Source organism: Microbacterium sp. Leaf161 (assembly GCF_001423645.1).
Lineage (GTDB): Bacteria > Actinomycetota > Actinomycetes > Actinomycetales > Microbacteriaceae > Microbacterium > Microbacterium forte.
This window is the reverse complement of record NZ_LMOW01000001.1, coordinates 1169189-1193160: the sequence shown is the minus strand read 5'-3', so window position 1 is coordinate 1193160 and position 23972 is coordinate 1169189. Positions and strand designations below refer to the sequence as shown.

26 protein-coding genes are annotated in these 23972 nt (G+C 68.7%); 7 read left to right on the top strand and 19 right to left on the bottom strand.

Annotation, left to right across the window (positions count from 1 at the left end; translation table 11 throughout):
- Window positions 1-159: 159 nt before the first annotated feature.
- From ASF87_RS05880 to ASF87_RS05870, 3 genes are all read right to left on the bottom strand, one after another.
- On the bottom strand, window positions 160-999 hold the full coding sequence (locus ASF87_RS05880; protein WP_235558879.1) for a PepSY domain-containing protein: 840 nt from the start codon (window positions 997-999) through the stop codon (window positions 160-162).
- A 528-nt stretch (window positions 1000-1527) separates the two neighbouring features.
- Complete coding sequence (locus ASF87_RS05875; RefSeq protein ID WP_056374896.1) at window positions 1528-2859, bottom strand: sensor histidine kinase; 1332 nt, start codon at window positions 2857-2859, stop codon at window positions 1528-1530.
- Window positions 2852-3529: a response regulator transcription factor gene (locus tag ASF87_RS05870; protein ID WP_042541499.1), complete on the bottom strand. Its 678-nt coding sequence runs from the start codon at window positions 3527-3529 to the stop codon at window positions 2852-2854. The genes ASF87_RS05875 and ASF87_RS05870 overlap by 8 nt, the downstream gene beginning before the upstream one ends.
- Before the next feature lie 610 nt (window positions 3530-4139).
- Here ASF87_RS05870 and ASF87_RS17670 point away from each other — a divergent pair.
- On the top strand, window positions 4140-4463 hold the full coding sequence (locus tag ASF87_RS17670) for a hypothetical protein (RefSeq protein WP_157550012.1): 324 nt from the start codon (window positions 4140-4142) through the stop codon (window positions 4461-4463).
- Window positions 4464-4528: 65 nt separating this feature from the next.
- Here ASF87_RS17670 and ASF87_RS05860 read toward each other — a convergent pair whose 3' ends face one another.
- From ASF87_RS05860 to ASF87_RS05850, 3 genes are all read right to left on the bottom strand, one after another.
- On the bottom strand, window positions 4529-4735 hold the full coding sequence (locus ASF87_RS05860) for a CDGSH iron-sulfur domain-containing protein (RefSeq protein WP_056374892.1): 207 nt from the start codon (window positions 4733-4735) through the stop codon (window positions 4529-4531).
- Complete coding sequence (locus ASF87_RS05855) at window positions 4732-5772, bottom strand: iron-containing redox enzyme family protein (protein WP_056374890.1); 1041 nt, start codon at window positions 5770-5772, stop codon at window positions 4732-4734. The genes ASF87_RS05860 and ASF87_RS05855 overlap by 4 nt, the downstream gene beginning before the upstream one ends.
- A 124-nt stretch (window positions 5773-5896) precedes the next feature.
- Window positions 5897-6346, bottom strand: coding sequence for a carboxymuconolactone decarboxylase family protein (locus tag ASF87_RS05850; RefSeq protein ID WP_056376361.1), 450 nt, complete (start codon window positions 6344-6346; stop codon window positions 5897-5899).
- A 100-nt stretch (window positions 6347-6446) separates the two neighbouring features.
- On the opposite strand from ASF87_RS05850, the gene ASF87_RS05845 reads away from it, so the two are divergent.
- Window positions 6447-6626 carry a hypothetical protein gene (locus ASF87_RS05845; RefSeq protein WP_042541496.1) on the top strand — a complete coding sequence of 60 codons (180 nt, stop codon included), beginning with the start codon at window positions 6447-6449 and terminating at the stop codon, window positions 6624-6626.
- A 30-nt stretch (window positions 6627-6656) separates the two neighbouring features.
- Here ASF87_RS05845 and ASF87_RS05840 read toward each other — a convergent pair whose 3' ends face one another.
- The 4 genes from ASF87_RS05840 to sigJ form a co-directional block, all read right to left on the bottom strand.
- Complete coding sequence (locus ASF87_RS05840) at window positions 6657-8042, bottom strand: LLM class flavin-dependent oxidoreductase (protein WP_056374888.1); 1386 nt, start codon at window positions 8040-8042, stop codon at window positions 6657-6659.
- 83 nt (window positions 8043-8125) lie between these two features.
- On the bottom strand, window positions 8126-8812 hold the full coding sequence (gene pnuC, locus ASF87_RS05835) for a nicotinamide riboside transporter PnuC (protein ID WP_056376360.1): 687 nt from the start codon (window positions 8810-8812) through the stop codon (window positions 8126-8128).
- A gap of 41 nt (window positions 8813-8853) precedes the next feature.
- Window positions 8854-9381, bottom strand: coding sequence for a GNAT family N-acetyltransferase (locus tag ASF87_RS05830; RefSeq protein ID WP_042540414.1), 528 nt, complete (start codon window positions 9379-9381; stop codon window positions 8854-8856).
- Window positions 9382-9468: 87 nt separating this feature from the next.
- Entirely contained in the window at window positions 9469-10380 is a 912-nt protein-coding gene (gene sigJ, locus ASF87_RS05825; protein WP_056374887.1) for an RNA polymerase sigma factor SigJ, read from the bottom strand.
- 149 nt (window positions 10381-10529) lie between these two features.
- On the opposite strand from sigJ, the gene ASF87_RS05820 reads away from it, so the two are divergent.
- Together ASF87_RS05820 and ASF87_RS05815 are read left to right on the top strand one after the other, a co-directional pair.
- Complete coding sequence (locus ASF87_RS05820) at window positions 10530-11282, top strand: SDR family oxidoreductase (protein WP_056374885.1); 753 nt, start codon at window positions 10530-10532, stop codon at window positions 11280-11282.
- 70 nt (window positions 11283-11352) lie between these two features.
- A complete protein-coding gene (locus tag ASF87_RS05815; RefSeq protein ID WP_056374883.1) occupies window positions 11353-12702 on the top strand; it encodes an HNH endonuclease signature motif containing protein in 1350 nt (449 codons plus the stop codon).
- 22 nt (window positions 12703-12724) lie between these two features.
- On the opposite strand, the gene ASF87_RS05810 is transcribed toward ASF87_RS05815, so the two are convergent.
- Window positions 12725-13642: a DUF808 domain-containing protein gene (locus ASF87_RS05810; protein ID WP_042540422.1), complete on the bottom strand. Its 918-nt coding sequence runs from the start codon at window positions 13640-13642 to the stop codon at window positions 12725-12727.
- Between the two features lie 151 nt (window positions 13643-13793).
- Between ASF87_RS05810 and msrB the strand changes: the two genes are divergently transcribed.
- On the top strand, window positions 13794-14264 hold the full coding sequence (gene msrB, locus ASF87_RS05805) for a peptide-methionine (R)-S-oxide reductase MsrB (protein ID WP_056374881.1): 471 nt from the start codon (window positions 13794-13796) through the stop codon (window positions 14262-14264).
- Window positions 14261-14806: a peptide-methionine (S)-S-oxide reductase MsrA gene (gene msrA / locus ASF87_RS05800; RefSeq protein ID WP_056374879.1), complete on the top strand. Its 546-nt coding sequence runs from the start codon at window positions 14261-14263 to the stop codon at window positions 14804-14806. Before msrB ends, msrA begins: the two co-directional genes overlap by 4 nt.
- 58 nt (window positions 14807-14864) lie before the next feature.
- On the opposite strand, the gene ASF87_RS05795 is transcribed toward msrA, so the two are convergent.
- The 3 genes from ASF87_RS05795 to ASF87_RS05785 all read right to left on the bottom strand — a co-directional run bounded on the left by ASF87_RS05795 (window position 14865) and on the right by ASF87_RS05785 (window position 17696).
- Entirely contained in the window at window positions 14865-15674 is an 810-nt protein-coding gene (locus ASF87_RS05795; protein WP_056374878.1) for an alpha/beta fold hydrolase, read from the bottom strand.
- Window positions 15675-15757: 83 nt separating this feature from the next.
- Entirely contained in the window at window positions 15758-17209 is a 1452-nt protein-coding gene (locus ASF87_RS05790) for a catalase (protein ID WP_056374877.1), read from the bottom strand.
- A gap of 64 nt (window positions 17210-17273) precedes the next feature.
- A complete protein-coding gene (locus tag ASF87_RS05785; RefSeq protein WP_056374876.1) occupies window positions 17274-17696 on the bottom strand; it encodes a Fur family transcriptional regulator in 423 nt (140 codons plus the stop codon).
- A gap of 93 nt (window positions 17697-17789) precedes the next feature.
- Between ASF87_RS05785 and ASF87_RS05780 the strand changes: the two genes are divergently transcribed.
- Window positions 17790-18332 carry a hypothetical protein gene (locus ASF87_RS05780; RefSeq protein ID WP_157550011.1) on the top strand — a complete coding sequence of 181 codons (543 nt, stop codon included), beginning with the start codon at window positions 17790-17792 and terminating at the stop codon, window positions 18330-18332.
- A 30-nt stretch (window positions 18333-18362) separates the two neighbouring features.
- Here ASF87_RS05780 and ASF87_RS05775 read toward each other — a convergent pair whose 3' ends face one another.
- From ASF87_RS05775 to ASF87_RS05755, 5 genes are read right to left on the bottom strand one after another with little or no spacing between them, the layout of a single operon-like run.
- The gene (locus ASF87_RS05775) at window positions 18363-19019 is read right to left on the bottom strand and encodes a histidine phosphatase family protein (RefSeq protein ID WP_228385721.1); all 657 of its coding nucleotides are present in this window, start codon (window positions 19017-19019) and stop codon (window positions 18363-18365) included.
- A gap of 40 nt (window positions 19020-19059) precedes the next feature.
- Complete coding sequence (locus tag ASF87_RS05770) at window positions 19060-21117, bottom strand: hypothetical protein (RefSeq protein ID WP_056374873.1); 2058 nt, start codon at window positions 21115-21117, stop codon at window positions 19060-19062.
- Between the two features lie 4 nt (window positions 21118-21121).
- Window positions 21122-22120 carry a glycoside hydrolase family 130 protein gene (locus tag ASF87_RS05765; RefSeq protein ID WP_056374870.1) on the bottom strand — a complete coding sequence of 333 codons (999 nt, stop codon included), beginning with the start codon at window positions 22118-22120 and terminating at the stop codon, window positions 21122-21124.
- A 34-nt stretch (window positions 22121-22154) separates the two neighbouring features.
- Window positions 22155-22994 (bottom strand): carbohydrate ABC transporter permease, encoded by an 840-nt coding sequence (locus ASF87_RS05760; protein WP_042540439.1) that lies wholly within the window; start codon window positions 22992-22994, stop codon window positions 22155-22157.
- Window positions 22995-22996: 2 nt separating this feature from the next.
- Entirely contained in the window at window positions 22997-23962 is a 966-nt protein-coding gene (locus ASF87_RS05755) for a carbohydrate ABC transporter permease (protein WP_056374869.1), read from the bottom strand.
- Window positions 23963-23972 lie beyond the last annotated feature (10 nt).

Genomic DNA, 23972 nt, shown 5'->3' with positions numbered 1-23972 from the left:
ATTCCCCTGACGACAGCATCTTCGGTCTGCGATCGAGACCGTACCCACCTACAGAGACCGCGCGGTGAACGGATCATGATGCGAAAGTGCCGAACTCGTCGGAGATGCGTCGAGCCGCCGACCCGTGGGGCCGGCGGCTCGAGGAACGACGCGGGGTGCTCAGTCGTCGATGTCGGTGCCGACGACGGCGAAGTCGGCGCTGAAGTCGATGTCGATCGAGCGGCGGTCGGTCGTGAGCACCGACGCGTCGTAGGGGCTGACCTCGTCGTTGTCGGCGTCGAGGTCGGTGATCATGCCGTCGGCCTCGGCCAGCGCGGCATCGACGAGTGCGCGGATGGCCGACTCGTCGAGGGTGTGGGTGGGGGCGGAGTCATCGTCGTCCTGCTCGGTCGAGACGACGGTGGCGGCGAGGTCGGCATCCACCCGCACCTCGGTCTCGCTGCCGTTCGCCGTGGTCAGCTGCACCTCCCAGGTGCCGTCGCGCTTCGCGTCGATGGACGTCACGTCGCCTTCGGCTGCGCCGCGGGCGGCATCCGCGATCTTCACGAGCTCGTCGGCGGAGTCGGCGCCGATGTCGGTCACCGGGCCCCCGCCCTGGGGTGCGCCCTGCTCTCCGTCGTCGTCGCGGTCGTCTCGGTCGTCGCCCGGCTGTCCGCCGTTGTCGTCGGCGTCGCCACGGGGGCCGTCGGAGACCGAAGGACGGTCGTCGTCGTCGCCGAACTCGTCGCCGATCGCTGCTCCGATGGCCACGCCGCCGCCGGCGAGAACCACCGCGGCCGCGATTCCACCGCCGATGAGAAGGGCACGCTTGCGACCACGCTTCGCGGGGGCTGCGGGAACGGATGCCGGAGCGCCGGTGTCAGCGGCGAGCGGTGCGACGGGCACGGTCTCGGCGTCGTGGGCCGGAGTCGGCGCGGGCGGAGCGGGGGGCGCCGGCGGAGTCGAGTTCTCGGGGAGGTTCTCGGGCGTCTGGTCGGGGGTCGAGTTCTTGTCGTTCATGTCTCGATGCTCTCCCGGCGGTGCTGAAGCCACCCTGAAGCCTCCTGAAGACCTCTTCAGGAACCAGCGACCGAACGGCCGGGGCCGCGAACCGGGGTTTCCTCGTACCGTTTGCAGGATCCGAGCACGTCTGCGGGACGAGAACAGGTGTCTGGTCCCGCATCCGTGCTTCGGTCCTGCAGACGGGCCGGGTGCCGGGGGTGTTCGGCCTTCGGACGGCCCGGATGTCGAAGTCGGCTTGGGGTTTCCTCGTACCGTTTGCAGGATCCGGGCACGAATGCGGGACGAGAACAGGTGTCTGGTCCCGCATCCGTGCTTCGGTCCTGCAGACGGGCCGGGTGTCGGGAAGTGCCGGGGTCTGCAGACGGACCGGATGCCGGGAAGTGCCGGGATCTGCAGACGGGCCGGGTGCCGGGAAGTGCCGGGACCTGCAGACGGACCGGGTGTCGGGAAGTGCCGGGACCTGCAGACGGGGCCCGGTGCCGGGAAGTGCCGGGACCTGCAGACGGACCGGATGCCGAGAGGATGTCAGTCCGAGAGCGGCAGGGTCACCACGAAGCGGGCGCCGCCCCAGCGCGAGGCGTCGACCGAGACCGTCCCGCCGCTGGCCGCGGCGATGCCCTGCACGATCGCGAGACCGAGGCCGCTGCCCCCGGCATCCCGGCTGCGGGCCTCATCGAGCCGCACGAAGCGCTCGAAGATGCGCTCGCGCTCGTCGGCGGGCACTCCTGCGCCGTCGTCCTCGACGGTCACGAACACCCAGGCGCCCTGTGGGATCACGCTGATCGCCACGCGGCCGGCACTGTGCCTGACGGCGTTGTCGGCGAGGTTGCGCAGCAGCTGGCCGAGAAGCCGTGGATCCCCGGCGACCCGGGCCGCACGGATGCCCGACCCGTCGACCTCGACCCCTCGCGACCTCAGGCGTCGCACCTCGCCCAGGGCCAGGTCGTCGAGGTCGATGGCCTCGTCGTGCGTGCCGCCGCCCTCGTCGAGCCGGGCGAGCAGCAGCAGCGACTCGACGATGCCCTGCAGCCGGAGCCCCTCGTCTGAGACGACCTCGGCCAGCTCGCCGATGCTCGTGGTGGCCGGGTGCGCCTGTGCGAGCTCGGCGTGCTGACGGATCGTCGCGAGCGGTGAGCGCAGCTCGTGCGAGGCATCCGAGACGAAGCGGCGCTGGGCGGTGGCCGACGAGTCGAGGCGATCGAGCATCCGGTTCATGGTGGTCGCGAGTGCGGCGATCTCGTCGGATGACGGCGGCACCTCGACGCGTCGGTGCAGGTGCTCGGCGGTGATGCCGTCGACCTCCTCGCGGATGCGGGTGACCGGCCGCAGCGCCCGGCCGACGACGAGCCAGGTGGTGACGGCGACGAGCAGCAGAAGCAGCGGCACGGCGACCGTGAGCAGCACGGCGACCGTCGACAGCGTCTCGACACCGTCTTCGATCGAGACGGCGAGCACGAGCGTCTCGTCGTTCTCGAGGTCGTCGGAGACGACGAGCATCGGCTCGCCCCCGATCGTCGTGGTGCGTGCCTGGTCGGCGAGGGGGAGCGCGGTGGAGCCGAGCTCGTCGCGGGCGTCCTCGCTGGCGGCCCTGACCGCGCCGTCCTCGCCGATGATCTGCACGATCTCGTCGTCGAGGGAGTCGACGCCGCGCTCGCCGCCCGGGCCGCCGCCGGGGCCGTCGAAGCGCTCGGCGAGTTCGTCGAGTCGCTGCTCGGCGGCGCGCTCGGCGCTGGCATGGATGCTGGAGCTCAGGATGCCGTAGAACGAGAACGCCCCGATCAGCAGCGCGACGGCCACGACGAGGGTCGCGCCGAGGGTCGTCCTGGCACGCACCGATCGGAACGCGCGGCTAGCCACCGTCGGCCGCCAATCGATAGCCGGCGCCGCGGATCGTCTCGATCGCCTCGCGCCCGAAGGGCTTGTCGAGCTTGCGGCGCAGGTGACCGACGTAGACCTCGACGATGTTCGGGTCGCCGTCGAAGTCGTCGTCCCAGACGCCCTCGATCAGCGCGCGCTTCGACAGCACCTGACCGCGGTGCCGCATGAGGTGCTCGAGCACGGCGAACTCGCGCGCGGTCAACGTGACCTGGGTCTCACCGCGCCAGACGTGGTGCGACGACGGGTCGAGCTTGAGGTCTCCGGCTTCGAGCACCGCAGGGCGCGCGACAGCGCCACGGCGCACGAGGGCACGGAGGCGAGCCACGAGGATCGCGAAGGAGAACGGCTTGGTCACGTAGTCGTCTGCACCCGTCTCGAGGGCCTCGACCTGGTCCCACTCGCCGTCCTTGGCGGTGAGCATGAGCACGGGCGTCCAGTTCTCCTCGGCGCGCAGCGCCTCGCACACCTTCCACCCGCTCATGCCGGGCATCATCAGGTCGAGCACGATCGCGTCGTACCGCGTCTCACGCGCACGCCACAGCCCGTCGACGCCGTTGTTCGCGACGTCGACCGCGAAGCCCTCCGCCTCGAGCCCCCGGCGCACGGCGTCGGCAAGACGCACCTCGTCGTCAACCACCAGGATCCGCATTCCTCCAGTGTGGCGGGCGCACGCTGAATCCGCGCTGAAGCGGGTCAGATGAGGCTCGTGCGCATCGGCGCGCGCACTCGGGCTCTCCCTCGTGCGCCCTCGGGTCTCCCTCGTGCGCCCTCGGGAGGAGAACTCTCCTACGGGAGGAGAGAATGCCGCTGAGACTCCTCTCGGGGCGCAGTCCTCCTCCCGTGGCGCAGTTCTCCTCCCGTGGCGCAGTTCTCCTCCCGTGGCGCAGTTCTCCTCCCGTGGCGCAGCCCTCCCCCCGTGGCGCAGTCCTCCTCCCGTGGCGCAGTGCTGCTCCCGGGGCGCAGTGCTCCTCCCGGGGCGCAGGCGAAGGTCGCCCACGTCGCGCACACCGGTTGGCACCGTCCGTCCCGTGTGGTTGCATGAGGGCATGACCGGAATCCGGGGGGACAGGTCGAGAGGTGCACGTCTTCTTCTCGTCGTCGCGACGACCATGGTGCTCGCAGGGTGTGCGACGGCGACCACAGGCTCGCCTGGCGCATCGCCGTCTGCATCCCCGAGTCCCACTCCTACGGCCGCATGTCCGCAGATCGAAGGCGTCGAGCTGCCTCCGGACTGCGCGCCGTACGACCCCGATCACGCGATGGCGCAGAACGAGCGCTATCGCGATCGGGTCGACCTCTCGGAGGAGGGTCGGGCAGCCGCGGAGGAGCCGGCGGCTGCCGTCCGCACCGGGCTCGAGACGCTCCGTGCCTCAGGAGACCTGTCGGTGCACGCGGTCGAGCAGGTGTTCGCCGCAGCGGGCCTCACGGGCGTCCAGACGCTGGGCGATGAACGCGCTGTGGCCTTCGGCGCGGCTGCTCCCGAGGGCGGCTGCATCTTCGGGGAGGTCTCGGCAGACACGCTCACGGTCGAGATCGGCGGCGTCATCATGGACGGCGGCTGCCTGCCGGCAGTCGGGCACTGATCGCGGCCGACGCGCGCTGATCGCGACCGGCCCGCGCTGATCGCGCCCGGCCCGCATCATCGAGATCAGGCGTCGGTGCGGAACCCGGCGGCCTTGTGCGTGCCGTCGCAGAACGGCTTGATCGTCGAGAGACCGCAACGGCACAGCGCCACCGTGCGGCGCGTCACCTCGATCGGCTCGCCGTCGGAGGTCTCGAGCACCGCTGCTCCGCGCACCAGCAGCGGGCCGTCGGGGTACGCCGTGATCGTGACGGCATCCTGCGCCCCGCTCATCGCGCGTCCCGCTCTCGCAGCGAGGATTCGCCGCGCGTCCAGGAGTCGAGCATGTGTCCCGCCGCCCATCCGTCGACGGTGAGGCAGGCTGCGGCGCCGAACATGATGTCGGGCAGCAGGTCGGGGCGGTCCTCGGCCAGCCCACCCGCGAGGTCACGCGCGGCGATCTGCTCGTGCACGGCATCCGCTTCGACGTGCTCGTCGAAGTAGTCGGTCACGTCCTCGGCGAAGCCGAGCCGTCGCAGCCCGTCGGCGTAGAACCGATTGGGGATCGACGAGGTCATCTCGAACGCGGCCAGATGGCCGACGATCGCTCCGACGAGCCGACGGTTGAGGCCGAACATCGACATCATGTTGAGCGACGCGAGCGTGATCGCCGGCACGTCGTCGACGTAGGCGCCATAGGTGTCGTCGAGGCCGGCGCCGCGCATCGCGCGAGCGAAGATCGTCGCGTGCACACGGTCGGGGCGCCCTCCGCCGTACTCGTCCGACTGGATCTCGACGAGCGCCGCCTTGGGCCGACCGGTCAGGCGGGGGATCGCCCACGAGTGCGGGTCCGCCTCGCGCAGCGTGTAGATCGAGCGCTGCATGAAGAACTCGTGCATCTGCTCGTCCGTGGCCTTCTTCGCGACGTAACGAGAGAGGCTCGGTCCGGTGTCGGCCTCGGCGAGAGCGAACAGGGCTCGTCCGACGGCATCCACGGTCGGCTCGGGCAGTTCCGGGGTCGACACGGTCGCCCGCAACGCCCGCTCGAAGGCGTGCTCGAGGAGTCCTCGCGTGGCGATCAGTGCCGGGTCCCACTCGAGGGCGGGATCGAGCTCGGACAGAGATCCGTACGACGAGGCGTACAGCACGAAGAGCGCGAGTTGGATGTCGTCGTCGCGCACGACATCGTCGCTGGTGGCGAGCGCGGTCTCGGCGCGGGCGCCGAGGTCGTCGGCGTCTTCTCCGGTCAGTCGGCGGATGATGCCGTCGCTGAGCGGGCCGCGGGCGGCGATGCCGTGGAGGGCGGACGGAGTGAGGGCCGGTGCAGACATGCTCGAAGTCTCGCCCCCGATCCCCTTCTCGAGAAGGGTCTTGACGGCGACACATCCGATGCGGAAGGGACGGGGGCGGATGCGGTGGCATCCGCCCTCCCGCCACCGTCTCACCGTCGCTCGATCAGGCGTGCACGGCGTAGTGGCTGCTGATCGCGATGCGGTTCCAGCTGTTGATGACCACGGCGAGCCAGGTCACGGCGGCGATCTGCTTCTCGGTCAGCACGCCCTCGACGTCGACTCCGCGCTCTGCGAGGCGGCCGTGGTCGCCGATCAATGTCACGTTCTCGGCGATCTGCAGGGCGGCCTGCTCCTCGGCCGAGAAGTACTGCGACTCCCACCATCCCGCGAGCACGGCCAGTCGGTCGGCCGTCTCCCCGGCCTTGACCGCATCGGCGCAGTGCATCCTGAGGCAGAAGGCGCAGCCGTTGAGCTGCGACGCCCGCACCTTGACCAGTTCGACGAGCAACGGCGAGAGGCCGGCATCCTCGGCTGCGGCGACCGCCTGGGCGTTGAACTCCAGCATCGCCTGATACGGGGCTGCATAGACCTTGCCGATGTTGACGTGAGTCACGTCGTCTCCTTCGCTCATGGGGCGCGAGATGCGCCTCCATGAGTACTGACGTCGCAGCATCCGGATCTGTGACGTCGGCCGCGCCGCCTAGGCTGGAGCCATGAACAAGAACTCGCTCTGGACCATCATCGGCGTCGTGCTCGCCGTCGTGATCGCCTGGTGGATCGTCAGCGCGCTCTTCTCGATCCTCTGGTTCATCGCGAAGCTCGCGATCGTCGCCGTCGTCGCGGTCGTGGTGTTCCTGGTGCTGCGCGGGATGTTCAGCTCGAAGGCAGACTGACCGGCGCCTCTGGTCTCCGCCCGGCGCTGATCATGCGACGGTGGCGTTCGCTCCGACCCGATAGCGCGCGGCGCGATGCGTGTCCTGCACGCGGTCGCCCTTGCCCTGCAGCTTGTTGCGCAGCGTGCCCGGGGTGTACTCGTTCGGGTAGACGCCGCGCTCGCGCAGCACCGGGATGACGTGCTCGATGACGTCCTGCCAGGTGCCGGGCGTGACCGCGTAGGCGAGGTTGAATCCGTCGATGTCGGTCTCCTCGACCCACGACTGCAGTTCGTCGGCGATCTCGACGCCAGATCCGACGATGGTCGGGCCGAGGCCGCCGATCGCGTTGTGGCGGCCGAAGTCGCCGACGGTCCACTCGCGTCCGAGGTCGGCTTCCTCCTTGAGATGCTGCAGCACCGACTGGATCGCGTTGGACTCGACGTTGCCGACGGGCTCGTCCTCGGCATACTGCGAGAGGTCGACGCCCATCCAGCCCGACATGAAGGTCAGCGCGCCCTCCGGGCTCGCGTAGGACAGGTATTCGGCGTGCTTCGCCGCGGCATCCGCGCTCGTGGCCCCCGTGATGACGGTGAGCAGCGTGTAGATCTTCGCGTCGTAGCGGTCGCGACCCGCGTCCTCCAGCGCATCCCGGATGCGCTTCACGGTGCCGGCGAGCACCTCCTTCGAGGGCGCGGCGACGAAGATCGCCTCGGCGTTCTCCGATGCGAAGCGCACACCGCGAGGGCTGGCTCCGGCCTGGTAGATGACCGGGGTGCGCTGCGGCGACGGCTCGGAGATGTGGATGCCGGGAACGCTGAAGTGCTTCCCCTCGTGGCCGATCGGGTGCACCTTCGCCGGGTCGGTGAAGATGCCGCGCTCTCGGTCTTCGACGACGGCGTCGTCTTCCCACGATCCCTCCCACAGCTTGTAGAGCACCTCGACGTACTCGTCGGCGTGGTCGTAGCGGTCGTCGTGCGCGAGCTGATCGTGCTGACCCATGTTGCGGGCGGCGCTGGGCAGGTAGCCGGTCACGACATTCCAGCCGACGCGTCCGTTGGTCAGGTGGTCGAGCGTGCTCAGACGCCGTGCGAACGGATAGGGGTGCTCGAAGGCGGTGCCGGCGGTGATGCCGAAGCCGAGGTGCTCGGTGACCGCCGCCATCGCGCTCACGAGCAGGATCGGGTCGTTCACGGGAACCTGTGCGCCGTTGCGGATCGCCGCCTCGTTGGTGCCGCCGTAGACGTCGTAGGTGCCGAGCACGTCGGCGATGAAGATGCCGTCGAAGGTCGCGCTCTCGAGCAGCTTCGCCAGATCCGTCCAGTACGAGATGGTGTTGTACTGACGCGAGCGGTCGTCCGGGTGCCGCCACAGACCGGACGACTGGTGGGCGACGCAGTTCATGTCGAAGGCGTTGAAGCGGATCTGACGGGTCATGGGGTCAAGCAAAACCCGCAGAGGCGCCCCGTGTCAGCCCTTGCGACACGGGGCGACACATTCGTCGGTCGAGTCCGGCCGGGTCAGCCCCGGTCGCCGTCGACGGTCTTCGTGATGGACGTGATCGGACGCGGGTCGGGCATGATCGTCTCGACCTGCGGTTTGGCGTTCGCCTGCGCTCGGCACCAGACGACGAATCCGACCGCGGTGAAGACGCCGTAGAACACGTACATGAGTCCGGTCGCGTAGAAGCCCGAGCTGAACAGCAGCGGCACGCCCACGACGTCGACGGCGATCCAGATCAGCCAGAACTCGGTCCACCCCTTGGCCATGCCGTAGGTGGCGAGCAGGGACCCGACGAAGGTCCACGCGTCGGCCCACACCGGCTCCCACGAGCCGAGGGCGCGGAACAGGGGAGTGAGGGCGATCGTGCCGATCACCATCACGAGCACCAGGCCGATGCGCGCGCTGTTCGGTGCCCACCGGGGCGTGACGCGACCACCCGACGACGAGGCCTGCCGCCAGCGCACCCACCCGTAGATCGCCACGATGATGAACATGACCTGACGACCGGCCTGACCGAGCAGGTGCGGCAGCTCATGATCGGGATTGAGGATGGATCCGAGGAAGACGGTGAGCAGCAGCAGGTTGCCGACGATGCCGACCGGCCACGCCCAGATCTTGCGCTGCATGCCGCCGAGTGCGCTGGCGAGGCCGAATGCATTGCCGACCACCTCGCGCACGAGCAGCACCTGGCCGCCGGGCAGCATCCACTGCGAGTTGAAGGCGTCGACCAGCCAGAGGAAGACGTTCACTTCGTCTCGTCGGGGAAGGGCCGCTGGTCGAGCACCAGCTGCAGGAACGTGAGGTCGAGCCAGCGATCGAACTTGGTGCCGACCTGCGGCATGCGCCCGACCTGCATGAAGTCGAGGCGCTTATGCATGATGATCGACCCCGTGTTGCTGCTCTCGATCGCGGCGACCATCACGTGCTTGCCGAGGCTGCGGGCGCGGTGGATGAGCTCGATCATCAGCGCCTTGCCGATGCCGCGACCCCGCTGGCCGTCGCGGACGTAGACAGAATGCTCGACGGTGTGCCGATATCCGCTGTGCGGGCGCCAGTCGCCGAAGGTCGCATACCCGAGCACGCCGGTCTCGTCGACCGCGACGATGACGGGATAGCCGCGGCCTGTGCGCTCCGCGAGCCAGGCGGCGCGGTCTTCGACCGTGACCGCCTCTTCATTCCAGATCGCGGTGGTGTTCAGCACCGCGTCGTTGTGGATCGCCGTGATCGCTTCGAGGTCGGCGGTCTCGGCATCCCGGATCTGGGGGTCGCTCATCGGCTGTCTCCTGCATCTGCGCTCGGGTGCGCACTGCACGACGGTAGCAGGATGCCGGGGCGGGGGCTCTCGGGCACCCGCTTCGGATCACTCCGACGTATTCCAGTAGGTGAGCTTGGCGGGGTTGAGCACGATCCACAGCTGGGTGATCACACCCGCCTCGACGTGCACGTTCATGACCGAATGCACGTTCTCTCCGTCGCGGAACACCACGCCGAGACCGTCGCCGAAGTGCTTCTCCTCGGCGGTGAAGTGGGGGTTCTTGGCCGCGATCCCGAGCAGGAAGCGGGCGACGTTGTCGGCGCCGCTCACGACATTGCGGGCGGCGCTGACCACGCCGCCTCCGTCGCTGCGCAGTTCGACGTCTGGTGCCAAGAACTTCAGCAGCGGGGCGACCTCGCCCGTGCGCGTCGCCTGCTGGAAGGCCCGCACCACGCGGTCGTGCTCGGCGCGAGGCACGGCGGTCGCCCGGTTCTCGCGCACGTGACGACGAGCGGATGACGCGAGCTGCCGCACCGCCGCGGAAGACCGCCCCACGGCCTCGGCGATCTCGTCGAAAGGCACGGCGAAGACGTCGTGCAGCACGAAGGCGACGCGCTCGGCGGGAGTCATCGCCTCGAGCACGACCAACAGCGCGGTCGAGACGTCGTCGTCGAGAGTGATGCGATCGAGAGGATCTTCGGACGTCGTGACCGTGCGCGATCCGATCGCTCCGGCGAAGAGCTCGGCCGGAACGGGCTCGGGCAGCCACGGCCCGACGTACTGCTCGCGCCTGTGGCGGGCGGAACCCAGAAGGTCGAGGGCGACGCGTCCCGCGACGGTGGTGAGCCAGCCGGCGGGGTTCGCGATGGTCTCGCGCTCAGCTTCGGTGAGCCGGTACCAGCGCAGGTAGGTCTCCTGCACGACATCCTCGGCATCCGCCAGAGTGCCGGTCATCCGGTATCCGAGGGCGAGCAGGCGTCGCCGCTCGCGGAAGACGTCGTCGAGGTCGTCATCCATGGGGTGCCTTTCGGATGCGGGTGCGAGTGTGCTTTCGCAGGATATGACGACGGAGCAGGGTGGAGTGTGAGGCCTCACGTTCTCGGGTGCTGATTCGTCATCTGGTGCAGGAGGCGTGGACGTGCGCCCCGGAGCGGAGAGGGAATCGGATGAGGATCGCGGTCGCAGGAGGAACAGGGGTGGTCGGTCGGCACGCCGTGGAGGCGGCGCGGGCGGCCGGTCACGAGGTGGTGGTGCTGTCGCGATCATCCGGAGCCGATGTGCTCACCGGTGCCGGACTGGCCGAGCGGCTGCAGGGGGCGGATGCCGTCATCGACGTCACGAACACGACCACGCTCTCGGCTGCGAAGGCGGTGAAGTTCTTCGAGACCGCGACCCGCAATCTGCTGGCTGCGGAGTCGCGTGCGGGTGTCGCGCACCACGTCGCTCTGTCGATCGTGGGGATCGATGGCATCGACGCCTCGTACTACGCGGGCAAGCTGGCGCAGGAACGCGCGGTGGCTGCAGGGTCGGTGCCGTTCACGATCGCGAGGGCCGGTCAGTTCCACGAGTTCGCCGGACAGCTGCTGTCGGGGATGTCCGGCCCGGTGGCGGTGCTGCCGAAGCTGCTCATGCGGCCGGTGGCTGCGCGCGAGGTCGGGGAGCATCTGGTGCGCGTCGCCGAGGGCGCACCGGCCGGGCGTGCGTCCGACCTGGTCGGACCGCGCGACGAGGTTCTCGCGGATGTGGCGCGGAGGCAGCTGGCGTTCGACGGAGTGCGCCGGCGGGTGCTGGGAGTGCGGCTGCCCGGCGCGTACGGGCGAGGGCTGGCGTCGGGGTCGCTGCGCGGAGGGGCGGATGCTCTGCAGGGTCGGATCACGTTCGATGAGTGGCTGCGGGGTGATGACCACCTGCCGTCATGAGCTCGATTTCCTGCTCCAGTGGATTCCGGCATCTCGCTCGAGATTCGAACATCTGTTCTAAAATGGAGACATGCCCTCATCCCGCCTGATGCCGCTTCTCGAGGCCGTCAAGCGCCTCGGCGACGTCTGGGGCGACGCCGAGGGGTCAGCGGAGCTCTCGCGCATCGAGCTGCTCGACGCGCATCGTGCGGTGAGCCAGGCGCAGCGATGCCTCGACGGGCTCCACGCCGAGCTCGCGGCGACGATCGCGCACGAGTCGCGGTCGGAACTCGGCCCTGACGGGTTCGCGAAGCAGCATGGATACCGGAGTGCTGCGGCGATGATCGCCGCGAACACGGGTGGGTCGGCCGGCGACGCCAAGCGACTCATCGCGGTGGGGCAGGCAGCGGCGCCGCGGACGAATCTGTTGGGTGAGGTCCTGCCCGCGCGGTATCCGGCGCTGGCGTCGGCGCTCGCCGCAGGGGAGATCTCCGTCGCGGCCGCCGCGCTCATCGTCAGCCTGCTCGAGCGGATCCGACTCAAGGTGGGGTCGGCTCGGGTCGAAGAGGCCGAGCGTCTCCTCGTCGGCAGGTCAGCGGGGATGTCCCTCGCCGACGTCGGCAAGCTGGTGGCCCGTGCCGAAGCCTGGCTCGACCCAGACGGCGTCGCACCCAGAGAGCGAGAGGCCCGCGACCGCCGTTCCCTGACGATGTTCGAGCGCGACGGCTCGCTTCACCTTGTGCTGCAGACTGACATCGCCTCAGGGGCGCCGATCAAGGCCGCGATACAGGCCTACGTGGCGGCGTCGTTTCAGTCGCGGATCACCGCGACAGACCCTGACGCGCCGGATGCCGATCGCCGTTCGGTCGCGATGATCCAGGCCGATGCGTTGACCGCCATCTGCGAGCACGCGATCGCCTGCGACAACGGCGGGATGCCCGCATCGGGTGCGACAGTGGTGGTGCGCGTGAACCTCGACCAGCTCATGTCGGGCGAGGGCAGCGCGACGATCGACGGCAGCGACCAGCCCGTGAGCGTCAGCACCTGCCGTCGCATGGCTGCGGGTGGCGGCATCATCCCGGTGGTTCTCGGATCAGCGGGGGAGATCCTCGACTGGGGGCGCGAGAAGCGGTTGTTCACCCGGGCGCAGCGATTGGCGCTCGTCGAGCGAGACGGCGGCTGCGCCATGTGCGGTCTCCCGCCGCAGATGACCAAGGCCCACCACATCAGGTGGTGGCAGCGAGACACCGGACGCACCGACCTGAACAACGGCGTACTGCTGTGCGAGTCGTGTCACCATCGCATCCACGACAACGGGTGGGATATCCGCGTCGAGGGCGTCGGGGTCGCGGCACGGGTATGGCTGATCCCGCCGCGAAGCATCGATCTCGCGAGGACTCCGCGCCTCGGGGGCCGGGCCCGCTATGACATCGCTGCCTGACGTCGATTCCGCGGTGCGCGGTTCAGACGTGCACGTCGGCGGGCGATTCCTCGCCCTCGTGGAAGTTCGGCTTCTTGCCGATCAGGCGGCCGATGCCCAGGATGATCCCGACGATGATCAGACCGGCGATCAGGCCGGCGATGGCCGAGAAGAGGGTGTCGCCGATCCATACGATGACAGCGCCGAGGGGCTCGAGCGCATGCTCGATGGCATGCAGGATGTCCTCGCCGAAGTGCACGCCCACCTCGCCGAGGTTAACGAGCAGCAGGTGGCCACCGACCCACAGCATCGCCACAGTGCCGAGGATGCTGATGAAGCGGAAGACCGCCGGCATCGAGCGCACGATCCGCATTCCCGTGTGGCGGACGCGTGCGACCGGGTTCTTGGCCATCTTCAGACCGATGTCATCGATCTTCACGAGCAGGGCCACGGCGCCGTAGACGACGCCCGTCATGAGCAGGGCGATCACCGCGAGGATCGCGAGGGTCGTCCAGATGTCGAGACCGGCCTCGAGGTTCGCCAGCGAGATCAGCATGATCTCGGTCGAGAGGATCAGGTCGGTACGCACCGCGCCGAGCACCAGCTTCTTCTCGTCGCGGGCGCCTTCATCGGCGTGACCGTGCTGCACGCCGAACCACTCGAGCACCTTCTCGGCGCCTTCGAAGCACAGATAGGCACCGCCGAGGATCAGCAGGTACGGCAGCACCCACGGCGCGAAGGCGGTGAGCACCAGCGCGATCGGGATGATGATCACGAACTTGTTGACCAGCGAACCGAGCGCGATCTTCGCGACCACGGGCAGCTCGCGCGCCGGCGTGATGCCCTGCACATATTGCGGGGTCACCGCGGCATCGTCGATCACGACGCCCGCGGCTTTCGCCGAGGCCTTCATCGCCGCGCTGAGGATGTCATCGACGACGGCGAGCAGTCCAACCGACATGTGCGTCTCCCTGTGGTGTGTGTGGCTGAGCAACTCTATCGACTCCTTTCAAACTCACAGCCCGCTCACAGTCCTGCGGGACCAAAACCGGCGCCTGCCTGGTTCTCCTCTAAGACGCTGCAGCCAGCCGCGTCGGACAAGGAGTCAGATCATGTCGAACGAGTACAGCAAGAACCCCGCGGCGGTCAGCGACCTCACGCACCTGCAGTACGAGGTGACGCAGGAGGATGCCACCGAGCCGCCCTTCCGCAACGCGTATTGGAACAACCACGACGACGGCATCTACGTCGACGTCGTCTCGGGCCAGCCGCTCTTCGCGTCGACCGACAAGTTCGACAGCGGCACCGGATGGCCGAGCTTCACCAAGCCCATCGAGGCCGATGCCGTGACCACGCGCACCGACCGCAAGCTCTGGATGACGCGCACGGAGGCGCGTTCCACCGGCGCCGACAGCCACCTGGGGCACGTCTTCGACGACGGACCGCGCGATGCAGGCGGGCTCCGATACTGCATGAACTCCGCCGCCCTGCGCTTCATCCCGGCTGACAGCCTGGAAGATGAGGGGTACGGTCGCTACCGTCACCTCTTCCCCACCACCCCCACCTCTGAGGAGCAGTCATGACCGACACCGGAACCATCACCCGCACCCCCGGAGCCGAGACCGCCGTGCTGGCGGGCGGCTGCTTCTGGGGCATGGAAGACCTGATCCGCCGCCAGCCCGGCGTGCTCGACACCCGTGTCGGCTACACCGGCGGCAGCAACGACCACGCCACCTACCGCAACCACCCCGGTCATGCCGAGGCTGTGGAGATCGTCTTCGACCCAACCAAGACGACGTACCGCGACATCCTCGCGTTCTTCTTCCAGATCCACGACCCGTCGACGAAGGACCGTCAGGGCAACGATGTCGGCTCGAGCTACCGCTCGGCGATCTTCCCGCTCAGCCCCGAGCAGGAGGCCGTCGCCCGCGACACCATCGCCGACGTCGACGCCTCAGGCCTGTGGCCGGGCAAGGCAGTGACCACGATCGAGCCCGCGGGCCCGTTCTGGCAGGCGGAGGAAGAGCACCAGGACTACCTGATCAAGTACCCCAACGGCTACACCTGCCACTTCCCGCGTGCGGGATGGGTGCTGCCGAAGCGCGAAGAGAACGCGACGGTCTGACCGTCACCCCGAGAGCCCTTCGTCACCTCGAGACGGAGGGCTCTTCTCGTGCCTGCGGTCAGCCCTCCGACAGGAACGCCAGCGCGGCCTCTTTGAACGCGCGGGACCCGGGAGCGTTGAAGTGGTTGCGATCCGGGATCTCGAAGAACCGCCCCTGGGGGGCAGCGGATGCGAGTGCGCGCGAGCCTTCGATGATCGCGTCCTTCGAGCCCGTCGCGAACAGGATCGGGCTCGCGGGGGCGTTCGACGGATCGGGGTCGATCGTCCGTGACGACCGCATCCCCTCCGCCAGCGCCACCAGGGCTCCGAGGTCGTTGCCCGGCACGCGCTCCGTCAGCGTGATGTAGTTCTGCGTCGTCGCATCCGACACGGGCGTGCCGTCCGCGAGGTATGCGCGCACCTGATCGAGATCGAGCCGCGCGAGAGGGATGCCGTCGGGCACCCCGCCGAGCACTGCCCGGCCGATGCGATGCGGAAGATCACGCACGACCTCCCAGCCGACCCGCGCCCCGAGCGAGTACCCGACATAGACGGCTTCATCGACGAGGTATGCGTCCATGACCGTCTCGACGTCGGTCGCGAGGGTGCGGATGCCGTACGCGTCGGCCTGGTGCGGCTTCTGGCTGAGGCCATGGCCTCGCTGGTCGAGCGCCAGCACGCGGTATCCGGCCTTGGTGAGCTCGCGCACCCAGCCCGTGAGCACCCAGGTGTCGCGGGCGCTCGACGCGAAGCCGTGCACGATCACCACCACCGGCGCATCGATCTCGCCCCACGTGTACGTCGCGAGGCGAGTGCCGTCAGCGGCGTACACCTGCTGGGGTTCGGGCATGTTGGTCAGGTCGGAGAGAGGAACAGCCACGGCATCCATTGTCCTCCTCCTGCGATGCCCGGAGACGCCGAGACCCACCGGCCCCGAGGGAACGGTGGGTCTCGGTCGTCAGCAGATGCGACTCAGAAGCGAGCGCGCAGAGCCTCTCCGAGCGATGCGTCGACGTTCGTCCAGTACTGGAAGAAGCGCTCGCGGATCGCGTCGATCGTGATGGCCTGCCCCTGACCGGTCAGCGTGTCGAGGAAGCGCGCGCGCTGCTCGTCGTCGAAGACCGTGCGGTACAGCGTGCCGGCCTGACCGAAGTCGTCGTCGTCGAGGTGCAGGGTCGCCGCGGCGCGGATCAGCTCGCCGTCCGACTCCCAGCTCGCTTCGACACCCGCGGCCGGGTCGGCGGTCGGTCCACCGGCGGGGCCGTACGAGTTCGGCGTGTAGACGCGGTGCTCGGCCGGGTTGAACTTGTACTGCATCTGGCCTTCGTGCATGTAGTTGCGCACCTCGGCCGCATGCGGCTGGTTGACCGGAAGCTGGTTGTAGTTCGCGCCGATGCGGTAACGCTGCGCGTCGGAGTAGGCGAACACGCGGGCCATGAGCATCTTGTCGGGCGAGATGCCCGTGCCGGGAACCTGGTTGCCCGGCGAGAAGGCGGCCTGCTCGATCTCGGCGAAGAAGTTCTGCGGGTTGCGGTCGAGCGTGAACGTGCCGACCTTGATGCGCGGGTAGTCCTTCTTCGACCAGGTCTTCGTCAGGTCGAAGGGGTTGAAGCGGTAGGTCTTGCCCTCGTCGTAGGGCATGACCTGCACGTAGACATCCCAGGAGGGGGCGTCGCCGCTCGCGATCGCGTCGAACAGGTCGCGACGGTAGTAGTCGGCATCCGACCCTGCGAGCTTCTCGGCCTCTTCGGCGCTCATCGCCTCGACGCCCTGCTTCGACAGGAAGTGGTACTGCACCCAGAAGCGCTCGCCTGCGGCGTTGACCCACTGGTAGGTGTGCGAGCCGTAGCCGTTCATGTGGCGCCAGCTGCGCGGCAGGCCACGGTCTCCCATCAGGTACGTGACCTGGTGGGCGGACTCGGGAGAGAGGGTCCAGAAGTCCCACTGCATGTCGGCGTCGCGCAGACCCGAGTCGCCGAGGCGCTTCTGCGAGTGGATGAAGTCGGGGAACTTCATTGCGTCGCGCAGGAAGAAGGTCGGGGTGTTGTTGCCGACGATGTCGAGGTTGCCCTCGGACGTGTAGAAGCGCAGTGCGAAGCCGCGCACGTCGCGCCAGGTGTCGGGCGAACCCTGCTCGCCGGCGACCGACGAGAAGCGCAGCAGCGTCTCGCTCACGGCGCCGGGCTGGAAGGCTGCGGCACGGGTGTAGGCCGACACATCCTCGGTGACGGTGAAGGTTCCGAAGGCTCCGCCGCCCTTGGCGTGCGGGTTGCGCTCCGGCACACGCTCGCGGTTGAACGACGCGAGCTTCTCGACGAGGTAGCGGTCGTGCAGGACTGTGGGTCCGTCTGCTCCGACGGTGAGCGAGTGGGCGTCGCTCGCGACGGGAGTGCCCGTCTGGGTGGTGGTCGATGGGTCGGTCATGTTCTTCTCCTTCTGCGCACAGGGACGACGATCACCCCGGGTGCCCGGGATCGGACGTCGGATGCTACTGCGCGGCGTTCTGGCAACTGGGGCACAGGCCCCAGAAGGTCACTTCGGCTGTCTGGACGGTGAATCCCCCCGCCGAAGACGGGGTGAGGCACGGCGCTTCGCCGACGACGCAGTCCACATCGCCGATCGCACCGCACTGGGTGCAGACGATGTGGTGATGGTTGTCGTCGATGCGCCGTTCATAGAGCGCCGCGGAGCCTGCCGGTTCGATCCGGCGGATCAGACCCGCCGTCGTCAGGTCCGCGAGGATGTTGTGCACCGACTGGATCGACGTCGTCGGAAGCACGTCGGAGACGGCGCGGAAGACCCGCTCCGCATCCGTGTGGGCCATGGATTCCAGAGCCTCGAGAACGGCGACGCGGCCCGCGGTCGCACGCAGCCCGGCACCGCGAAGTGCCGAGTCGAGTTCTGTCTCCATGCCTCGACTCTAGCGTCTCTTTTGAGTAATTCAAAAGAATGGCGTGTCGGCCGCGCGGGTTGCATCCTGCACACGTGCACGTAGCGTGAAGGGATGTCTACGACAAGAGCGGCAGCAGTGGGACTGATCCTGATGGCAGGCGTCGCGCTCGCCGGATGCAGTGGCGAACCCTCAGGGTCGGGCGAGGGGTCCCCGTCGCCCTCCGCCTCGAACTCGGCCTCTGCCTCGAGCCCTGCGCCGACCCCGACTCCGGACGCCGAGGCGGATGAAGCGCTGCTCCCGGTGCCGGTCGAAGAGATCGCCGACTGGGCGAAGACTGCCGTTCCCAGCGGAGACGCCGACGGATACGTCTTCGGCTTCTCCGGGTGGATGAGCGAGAACAGTTCGGCCCACGACGTGACGTCCTTCACGTCACTCCCGCCGGGGTCGTACCAGGCTCAGTTCGCCTGCAGGGGTGACGGCACCATCACTCTCGTGACCAGCGAGCTGGACGAGGGAGACCCGGCAGAGCCGGTCGTGTGCGCGAACGAGACGATCGCCTTCGACGTCACGAATGCTCGCACAGGGATTCGATTCGCACTCGCTCTCGAGGGCGCCCCCACGGTCCACGCGCTGTCGCTCGTCGAGGCGTCCTGAGCGCGCGGTCGTCTGGATCCACTGAGGGCGTCAGGACTCCGACGGCGCGAGAGGCAGCTCGAGGCCGTAGTTCCAGGTCAGGATCGCCGGCTGCTCGCGGTAGAAGCTCAGCACCGACACCGATCCGGCGTCCAGCGTGATCTGAGCGCCGAAGCGCGGCGCCAGGCGCAGATAGACCGCGGTGAGGATGCGAAGGAAGTGCCCGTGCGCGACCAGCGCGACATCACCCTCGGTCAGCTTCGGCAGAACCCGGGTGAGCACGCGGGATGCGCGGGCCGCGACCTCCTCGACGGTCTCGCCCGGTGTCGCGCCTCGGATCACTCCGTGAGTGAATGCGCTCCAGTCATAGCCGAGCTCCTCGCGGATGTCCTTCGTCGTGCGGCCCTCGTATCCGCCGTAGTCCCACTCGACGAGCAGCGGATCGATCTCGGCGTGCAGACCGGCGAGCTCGGCCGTGCGCCGGGCGCGCTCGAGCGGCGACGACAGCACGAGCGAGAAGTCGTAGTCGGCGACCAGCTGTCCGGCACCCCGGGCGAGGTCTTCGCCCCGCGCCGTGAGCGGGATGTCCGTGAGGCCGGTGTGCAGTCCGGCCTTCGACCACTCGGTCTCGCCATGGCGCAGGAGCACGAGCTTTCCCGTGGGGTTGTCGGGCGCGGGCCGGTCGGGCAGCTGGTCGTAGACAGGGATCGCAGGCACACCGCAACCGTAGCCCGAGGTCGGGGCCCGGTCACTGCGTGATCGTGAACCCGCCCCCGCGCACGCGCACCTTTCCGCCGCCGACGGCCTGACCTCGCTGCGATCCGTCTGCCTCGTAGGCTCGTCCGGCACCGGGTGCGAGCACAGCGACCCGCTGATCGCGTCGAGTTCCGTTCGCATAGAGCACCGCCGCACCGGAGGTGGTCGAGTACACCGCGTTCGCGACAGCCGGCTGGATCATCAGGGCATCGAGCCGCACGTCGCCGGTGCTCGTGCAGCGGACGGTCACCGGCTCCCCGGGCAGGTCGCCGCCGAGCAGCTGCGGCACCAGCATCCCGTCGGCTTCAGTGAGTCCGCGCTCGCCGGTGCCTCCCGCGGGTGTGCGAGAGCTCCACAGACGCCGGCGACCGCGGAACACCTCCCACACCGCTTCGCCCGCATCCGCCGCCTGTCTCCACACGAGACCGTGCAGGATGCCGTCGGCCTCGGTCACATCGAACTCGACCGACTCGCCCGCGGGAACGCGCACGTACGCGCCACCCGACAGGTTGCCCTCGCCGGTCCAGGCGCCGCCCTCGGGTCGCACGACCACGCATCCCGCCGAGAGCCGGGCGCCCTCGGCATCGATCACCCGCAGCCCCGAGAACGATGACAGCCCGGTGATCGACGTCGCGATCCGGGCGATGTCACGGTTCGCATCCAGCAGCAGCATCGTGAGGAGGCCGTGGATGGTGGATTCGGCCCCGGAGTTGCGGTTCACCCGCCCATCGGTCTCGACACCGTCGAAGGTCACTCCGGTGGCCGGATCGTAGACCGGGACTCCGGCGGTGTTCGCGCCGAAGAACCACCCGGCGGCGAGCCCTGCGAGCACCCGCAGACCCTCACCGCCGACGGATGCCGCCTGCACCGCCGCCGCGACGCGACCATGCGCTCCGTAGGCGATCTGCGCCTCCGCAGGCAACGGCGCCCAGGCGTTGTGCGGACCACCCGAGGCGAGCACCTGCGGGGTGAAGGTCCCGGCATCCGCCACGGCCGCCGCGGTCCACTCACGACGTCGCAGCAGCGCACCGGCGCGAGCGAGAGCCTCGGGGGCGGCCGCACCCCAGGCGTGCCAGAATCCCAGCGATCCGGTCCAGGGCAGCACGGCGCCGAACGGCCAGCCCTTCGCAGGAACAGTGGCCATCGCCGCGACACCTTCTCCATACGTCTGCAGAGCCTGTCGGCTTCGGGCGTCTCCGGCCTCGGTCGCGGCGGCGAGTCCGAGCATGGCCTCGGCCGTGGCATCCGCTCCACCCGCGATCAACCAGGCGGGCAGGTCGCGTCCGTCGCTGCGCACCCACTGCCCGGCGCGCGACAGCGACTCGCGACCGAGCGCATCGAGGGCCAGATGCAGCCGCGAGAGGAGGAACGCCGTGAACTCGGCATCCTCCCGCCGGAAGGCCGCATACCCCTCACCGAACGCCCACACCGTGCGCGCCAGCCAGTACGACTCGGCGGAGTCCGACGGATCCGGCAGCTCGACGGGGATCGCGCTCGGGTTCAGCGTTCCGTCCTCCTGCTGCCACAGCACCACGCGACCGGCGTTCGGCCCGCTGGTCGTCTGCAGGAACGCCAGCGACCGGAGCACATCGCGTGCCTCGTCGCGGGCCTGCGCGTCGCCGGTCGCCTTCCATTCGCGCAGGAACACGACGGCGGCTCGGGCGATGTCATCCGCGTTGTACGCGCCCTGCGTCCAAGAGCCGGTCACGGCGTCGCGAGTGCCGCCACCCACCGGGCGGTAGCCCCCGGCGCCGTCGGTGTCGGCATACGTCCACGGCGCGAGCACACGCGGCGAGACGTCGATGCCGAACGTGGTGTGCGTGGCGCTCGCCACGACGGGCACCTCCGCGAGCAGAAAGCGCAGGTGCGCGAGGTTCGTGAGTCGCGCCCCGGCATTCGCCCCCGCAGGCAGAGACCCCAGAGGGAGAGACCCCAGAGGCAGGCCGGCAGCGGACGCTGACGCCTGCGCCCCGGTCGAATCCAGCGGCAGGAGCGCCAGCGCCGAGGTGGCGGCTGCCGCGGTCAGGAAGGTCCGTCGGGAGATGGCCATGGTCTCATTCCTCGCTCGTGTTCGAGTCGGTGCCGTCTCGCAGTGCGCGACCCCACGGCTGGGCGGGGTCGTGGATGGCGACGGCCAGCGTCGTGTCCGACTGCCCGTAGTACGCGAACCACCGGCCCTGGAACTTCACGAGTCCTTCGACGAACGTGACGTTCGAGACGAGCCCGTGCGTGTCCTCGAAGGTCTGCGGACGCAACCACGGCTCCTGCAGCCGCGCGAGCACCTTGGTCGGCTCGTCGGGGTCGATCGCGATCTGGCCGCAGCGGTAGTCCACGTCGACCGAACCGTCTTCGTGCACTGTCCTGGTCGCCCCATTCGTGAGCATCACGAGCAACCCGTTGTCGGTGACGACAGGTGAGGTGCCGATCTCGACGAGCGCCTCATCCCACGTGCCGGGGGTCGGCGAGTACATCGGCTCGGTGTCGGCCGTGCCGGGCGTCCAGTGGATCAGATCGTCGCTGGTGGCCCAGTAGATGCCACCCTCGCCGAAGTACATCCACCACTTGCCGTGCATCTTCTGCGGCACGATGACCCCGGCCTTCGACCAGTTGAACCCGCGGGGGTCCATGGTCTTGAAGGTGTCGAAGTCGTCGAACAGCGGTCCGTGCTTGGTCCAGGTGCGCAGATCGGTCGAGGTCGCGAGGCACAGCTGCGCGCTGCGCCGATCCCAGCCGGTGTAGGTCAGGTAGTAGGTGCCGTCGATCAGCGCGATGCGTGGATCCTCGCATCCGTAGCGCTCATAGTCCTCGGAGGGCGAGAGGATCGGTGCGTCCTCGCGGGTGAAGTTCACGCCGTCGCTCGAGCGGGCGATGCCGATGTGCGAGACGATGTCGTCTGCGTGCGCCCGGTAGAGCAGCACCACCTCGTCGCCGTCGACGAGGGCCGCAGGGTTGTAGAGGTTGGCCGACTCCCAGCTGTCGCCCTTCGGACGCAGGATCGGGTTGCCCTCGTAGGGGGTGAACGGGCCGAGGGGGAAGGATGCTCCGGTGAACATGGGGGTCCTTTCGGGGATTCTGGAGAGGGGCCGGTCAGCCCTTGACGGCCGCACCGAGGTCGGTGGCCCGGAAGAAGCGCTGGAAGACGATGAACAGGATGACGACGGGGAACGCCAGGGCGGTCGCTCCGGCGAGGATCGCGCCGTTGGGGTTCGCCGTGGACTGCGCCACGTTCGAGATGTAGTTCGCGAGGGACACGGCGAGCGGTTGCAGCGATGCGTCCTTCGTGATGAGGAACGGCCAGAGGAACTCGTTCCACGGGCCGATGAAGGTCACGAGCACGACGGTCACGAGCACCGGCTTGATGAGCGGGATCGCGACCGAGGTGAGCAGGCGGATCTCGCCGGCGCCGTCGATGCGGGCGGCCTCGAAGATCTCGACGGGCAGCGCTTTGAAGAACTGCACGAAGATGAACACCGCGGTGGTGTTGATGAGGAACGGCAGGATCATGCCCATGTACGAGTCGCCGAGCCCGTAATTGCGCGTGATCTGCACGTACAGCGGGATCATGAGCAGCTGGAACGGCACCATCTGCACCAGCAGCATGAGCACCCAGATCACTCCGCGACCGCGGAAGTCGAGCCGCGCGATCGCATACCCGGCGAGCAGTCCGAACACGACGGTGCCCAGCAGCACGCCCGCCGTGAAGATCAGCGAGTTGAGCAGCGAGCCGACCAGGTCGATGCGGGAGTCGATCGCGAGGAAGTTGTCGATCGTCCAGCCGCTCGTCGGGAAGAGCTCGTCGGGCGAGTTCGTCGGGTTCTCCTGGAACGCACCGACCAGCATGAAGTAGAACGGGAACGCGAATCCGATCGCCGCGACCGTGAGCAGGATCACGCTCAGGATGCGGGGCAGTGAACGCTTGCGTCTCATGGTCATCGCTCCCTGGTGGCGCGGTTGGCGGCGAGCGACAGCATGCCGACCAGGATCACGAGGATCATGCCGATCGCGGCCGCGGTGTCGGGATTCTGCTGCTGGATGCCCAGTTGATAGATGAGCAGCACGGGTGTCGAGGAGGCGCCGTCGGGGCCGCCGCCGTTCGTGAGCAGGTACGGCTCGGTGAAGAGGTTCGCTCCGGTGATGATCGACAGGATCAGCACGAGCGTGGTGGCGCTGCGCACACCGGGAACGGTGACGTTCCAGAAGCGCGAGAACGCGCCCGCGCCGTCGGTCTCTGCCGACTCGTAGAGCTCCTTCGGCACGTTCTGGAGTGCGGCGAGGTAGAGCAGGATGTAGAACCCCAGCTGCTTCCACGTGACGTACAGCGCGATCATCGGCATCGCGAGACCGCTGTTCACCAGCCACGATGGATCGGGGGCGAGTGGCCCGAGGATCGTGTTGATCAGGCCGTTGCCCGAGAACAGCAGCATCCACACGCCGACGAGCGAGACACTGGCCGTCAGATACGGCACGTAGAACGCCACCCGGTAGGCGGCGACCCAGCGGATGCCGGTGTTCAGCGCCGCCGCGAGCACGAGCGAGAGCACGGCGGTGAGCGGCACGTTGATCACGAGGAAGATCAGGGTGTTGCGGAACGATCCGAGAACCCTCGGGTCGGTGAGCACCGTGACGAAGTTGTCGAAGCCCACGAACGGCCGGTCGACGTCGACATTGGGTGCCGTGAAGAAGTAGTCGTGGAAGGCGATGTAGACCGCGAATCCCAATGGGAACGCGAAGATCGCCAGCACGAAGACCAGATACGGCAGGGCGAAGAGGCCGCCGATCGGTTGCGCACCCAGCAGGCGGGTGCGCAACCGCGCCCTCGGTGGCCGGCCCGCGGACGGGGCCGGGGCGGTGGTGCCCCCGGCCACGTCCGCGACGGCGTCGTCTCGGAGCGTCATGTCCGGCTCA

What these genes read in the sequence shown, in the direction of transcription:
- ASF87_RS05820 (WP_056374885.1), top strand. Translation starts at nt 10,530, where the DNA reads ATGAGGATCGCGGTCGCAGGAGGAACAGGGGTGGTCGGTCGGCACGCC.
- ASF87_RS17670 (WP_157550012.1), top strand. Translation starts at nt 4,140, where the DNA reads ATGGCGCAGAACGAGCGCTATCGCGATCGGGTCGACCTCTCGGAGGAG.
- ASF87_RS05860 (WP_056374892.1), bottom strand. Translation starts at nt 4,735, where the DNA reads ATGAGCGGGGCGCAGGATGCCGTCACGATCACGGCGTACCCCGACGGC.
- ASF87_RS05830 (WP_042540414.1), bottom strand. Translation starts at nt 9,381, where the DNA reads ATGAGCGACCCCCAGATCCGGGATGCCGAGACCGCCGACCTCGAAGCG.
- pnuC (WP_056376360.1), bottom strand. Translation starts at nt 8,812, where the DNA reads ATGCTGCCCGGCGGCCAGGTGCTGCTCGTGCGCGAGGTGGTCGGCAAT.
- ASF87_RS05880 (WP_235558879.1), bottom strand. Translation starts at nt 999, where the DNA reads ATGAACGACAAGAACTCGACCCCCGACCAGACGCCCGAGAACCTCCCC.
- ASF87_RS05795 (WP_056374878.1), bottom strand. Translation starts at nt 15,674, where the DNA reads ATGGATGCCGTGGCTGTTCCTCTCTCCGACCTGACCAACATGCCCGAA.
- msrB (WP_056374881.1), top strand. Translation starts at nt 13,794, where the DNA reads ATGTCGAACGAGTACAGCAAGAACCCCGCGGCGGTCAGCGACCTCACG.
- ASF87_RS05755 (WP_056374869.1), bottom strand. Translation starts at nt 23,962, where the DNA reads ATGACGCTCCGAGACGACGCCGTCGCGGACGTGGCCGGGGGCACCACC.
- ASF87_RS05840 (WP_056374888.1), bottom strand. Translation starts at nt 8,042, where the DNA reads ATGACCCGTCAGATCCGCTTCAACGCCTTCGACATGAACTGCGTCGCC.
- ASF87_RS05845 (WP_042541496.1), top strand. Translation starts at nt 6,447, where the DNA reads ATGAACAAGAACTCGCTCTGGACCATCATCGGCGTCGTGCTCGCCGTC.
- ASF87_RS05815 (WP_056374883.1), top strand. Translation starts at nt 11,353, where the DNA reads ATGCCCTCATCCCGCCTGATGCCGCTTCTCGAGGCCGTCAAGCGCCTC.
- ASF87_RS05785 (WP_056374876.1), bottom strand. Translation starts at nt 17,696, where the DNA reads ATGGAGACAGAACTCGACTCGGCACTTCGCGGTGCCGGGCTGCGTGCG.
- ASF87_RS05855 (WP_056374890.1), bottom strand. Translation starts at nt 5,772, where the DNA reads ATGTCTGCACCGGCCCTCACTCCGTCCGCCCTCCACGGCATCGCCGCC.
- sigJ (WP_056374887.1), bottom strand. Translation starts at nt 10,380, where the DNA reads ATGGATGACGACCTCGACGACGTCTTCCGCGAGCGGCGACGCCTGCTC.
- ASF87_RS05790 (WP_056374877.1), bottom strand. Translation starts at nt 17,209, where the DNA reads ATGACCGACCCATCGACCACCACCCAGACGGGCACTCCCGTCGCGAGC.
- ASF87_RS05870 (WP_042541499.1), bottom strand. Translation starts at nt 3,529, where the DNA reads ATGCGGATCCTGGTGGTTGACGACGAGGTGCGTCTTGCCGACGCCGTG.
- msrA (WP_056374879.1), top strand. Translation starts at nt 14,261, where the DNA reads ATGACCGACACCGGAACCATCACCCGCACCCCCGGAGCCGAGACCGCC.
- ASF87_RS05765 (WP_056374870.1), bottom strand. Translation starts at nt 22,120, where the DNA reads ATGTTCACCGGAGCATCCTTCCCCCTCGGCCCGTTCACCCCCTACGAG.
- ASF87_RS05810 (WP_042540422.1), bottom strand. Translation starts at nt 13,642, where the DNA reads ATGTCGGTTGGACTGCTCGCCGTCGTCGATGACATCCTCAGCGCGGCG.
- ASF87_RS05770 (WP_056374873.1), bottom strand. Translation starts at nt 21,117, where the DNA reads ATGGCCATCTCCCGACGGACCTTCCTGACCGCGGCAGCCGCCACCTCG.
- ASF87_RS05780 (WP_157550011.1), top strand. Translation starts at nt 17,790, where the DNA reads ATGTCTACGACAAGAGCGGCAGCAGTGGGACTGATCCTGATGGCAGGC.
- ASF87_RS05760 (WP_042540439.1), bottom strand. Translation starts at nt 22,994, where the DNA reads ATGAGACGCAAGCGTTCACTGCCCCGCATCCTGAGCGTGATCCTGCTC.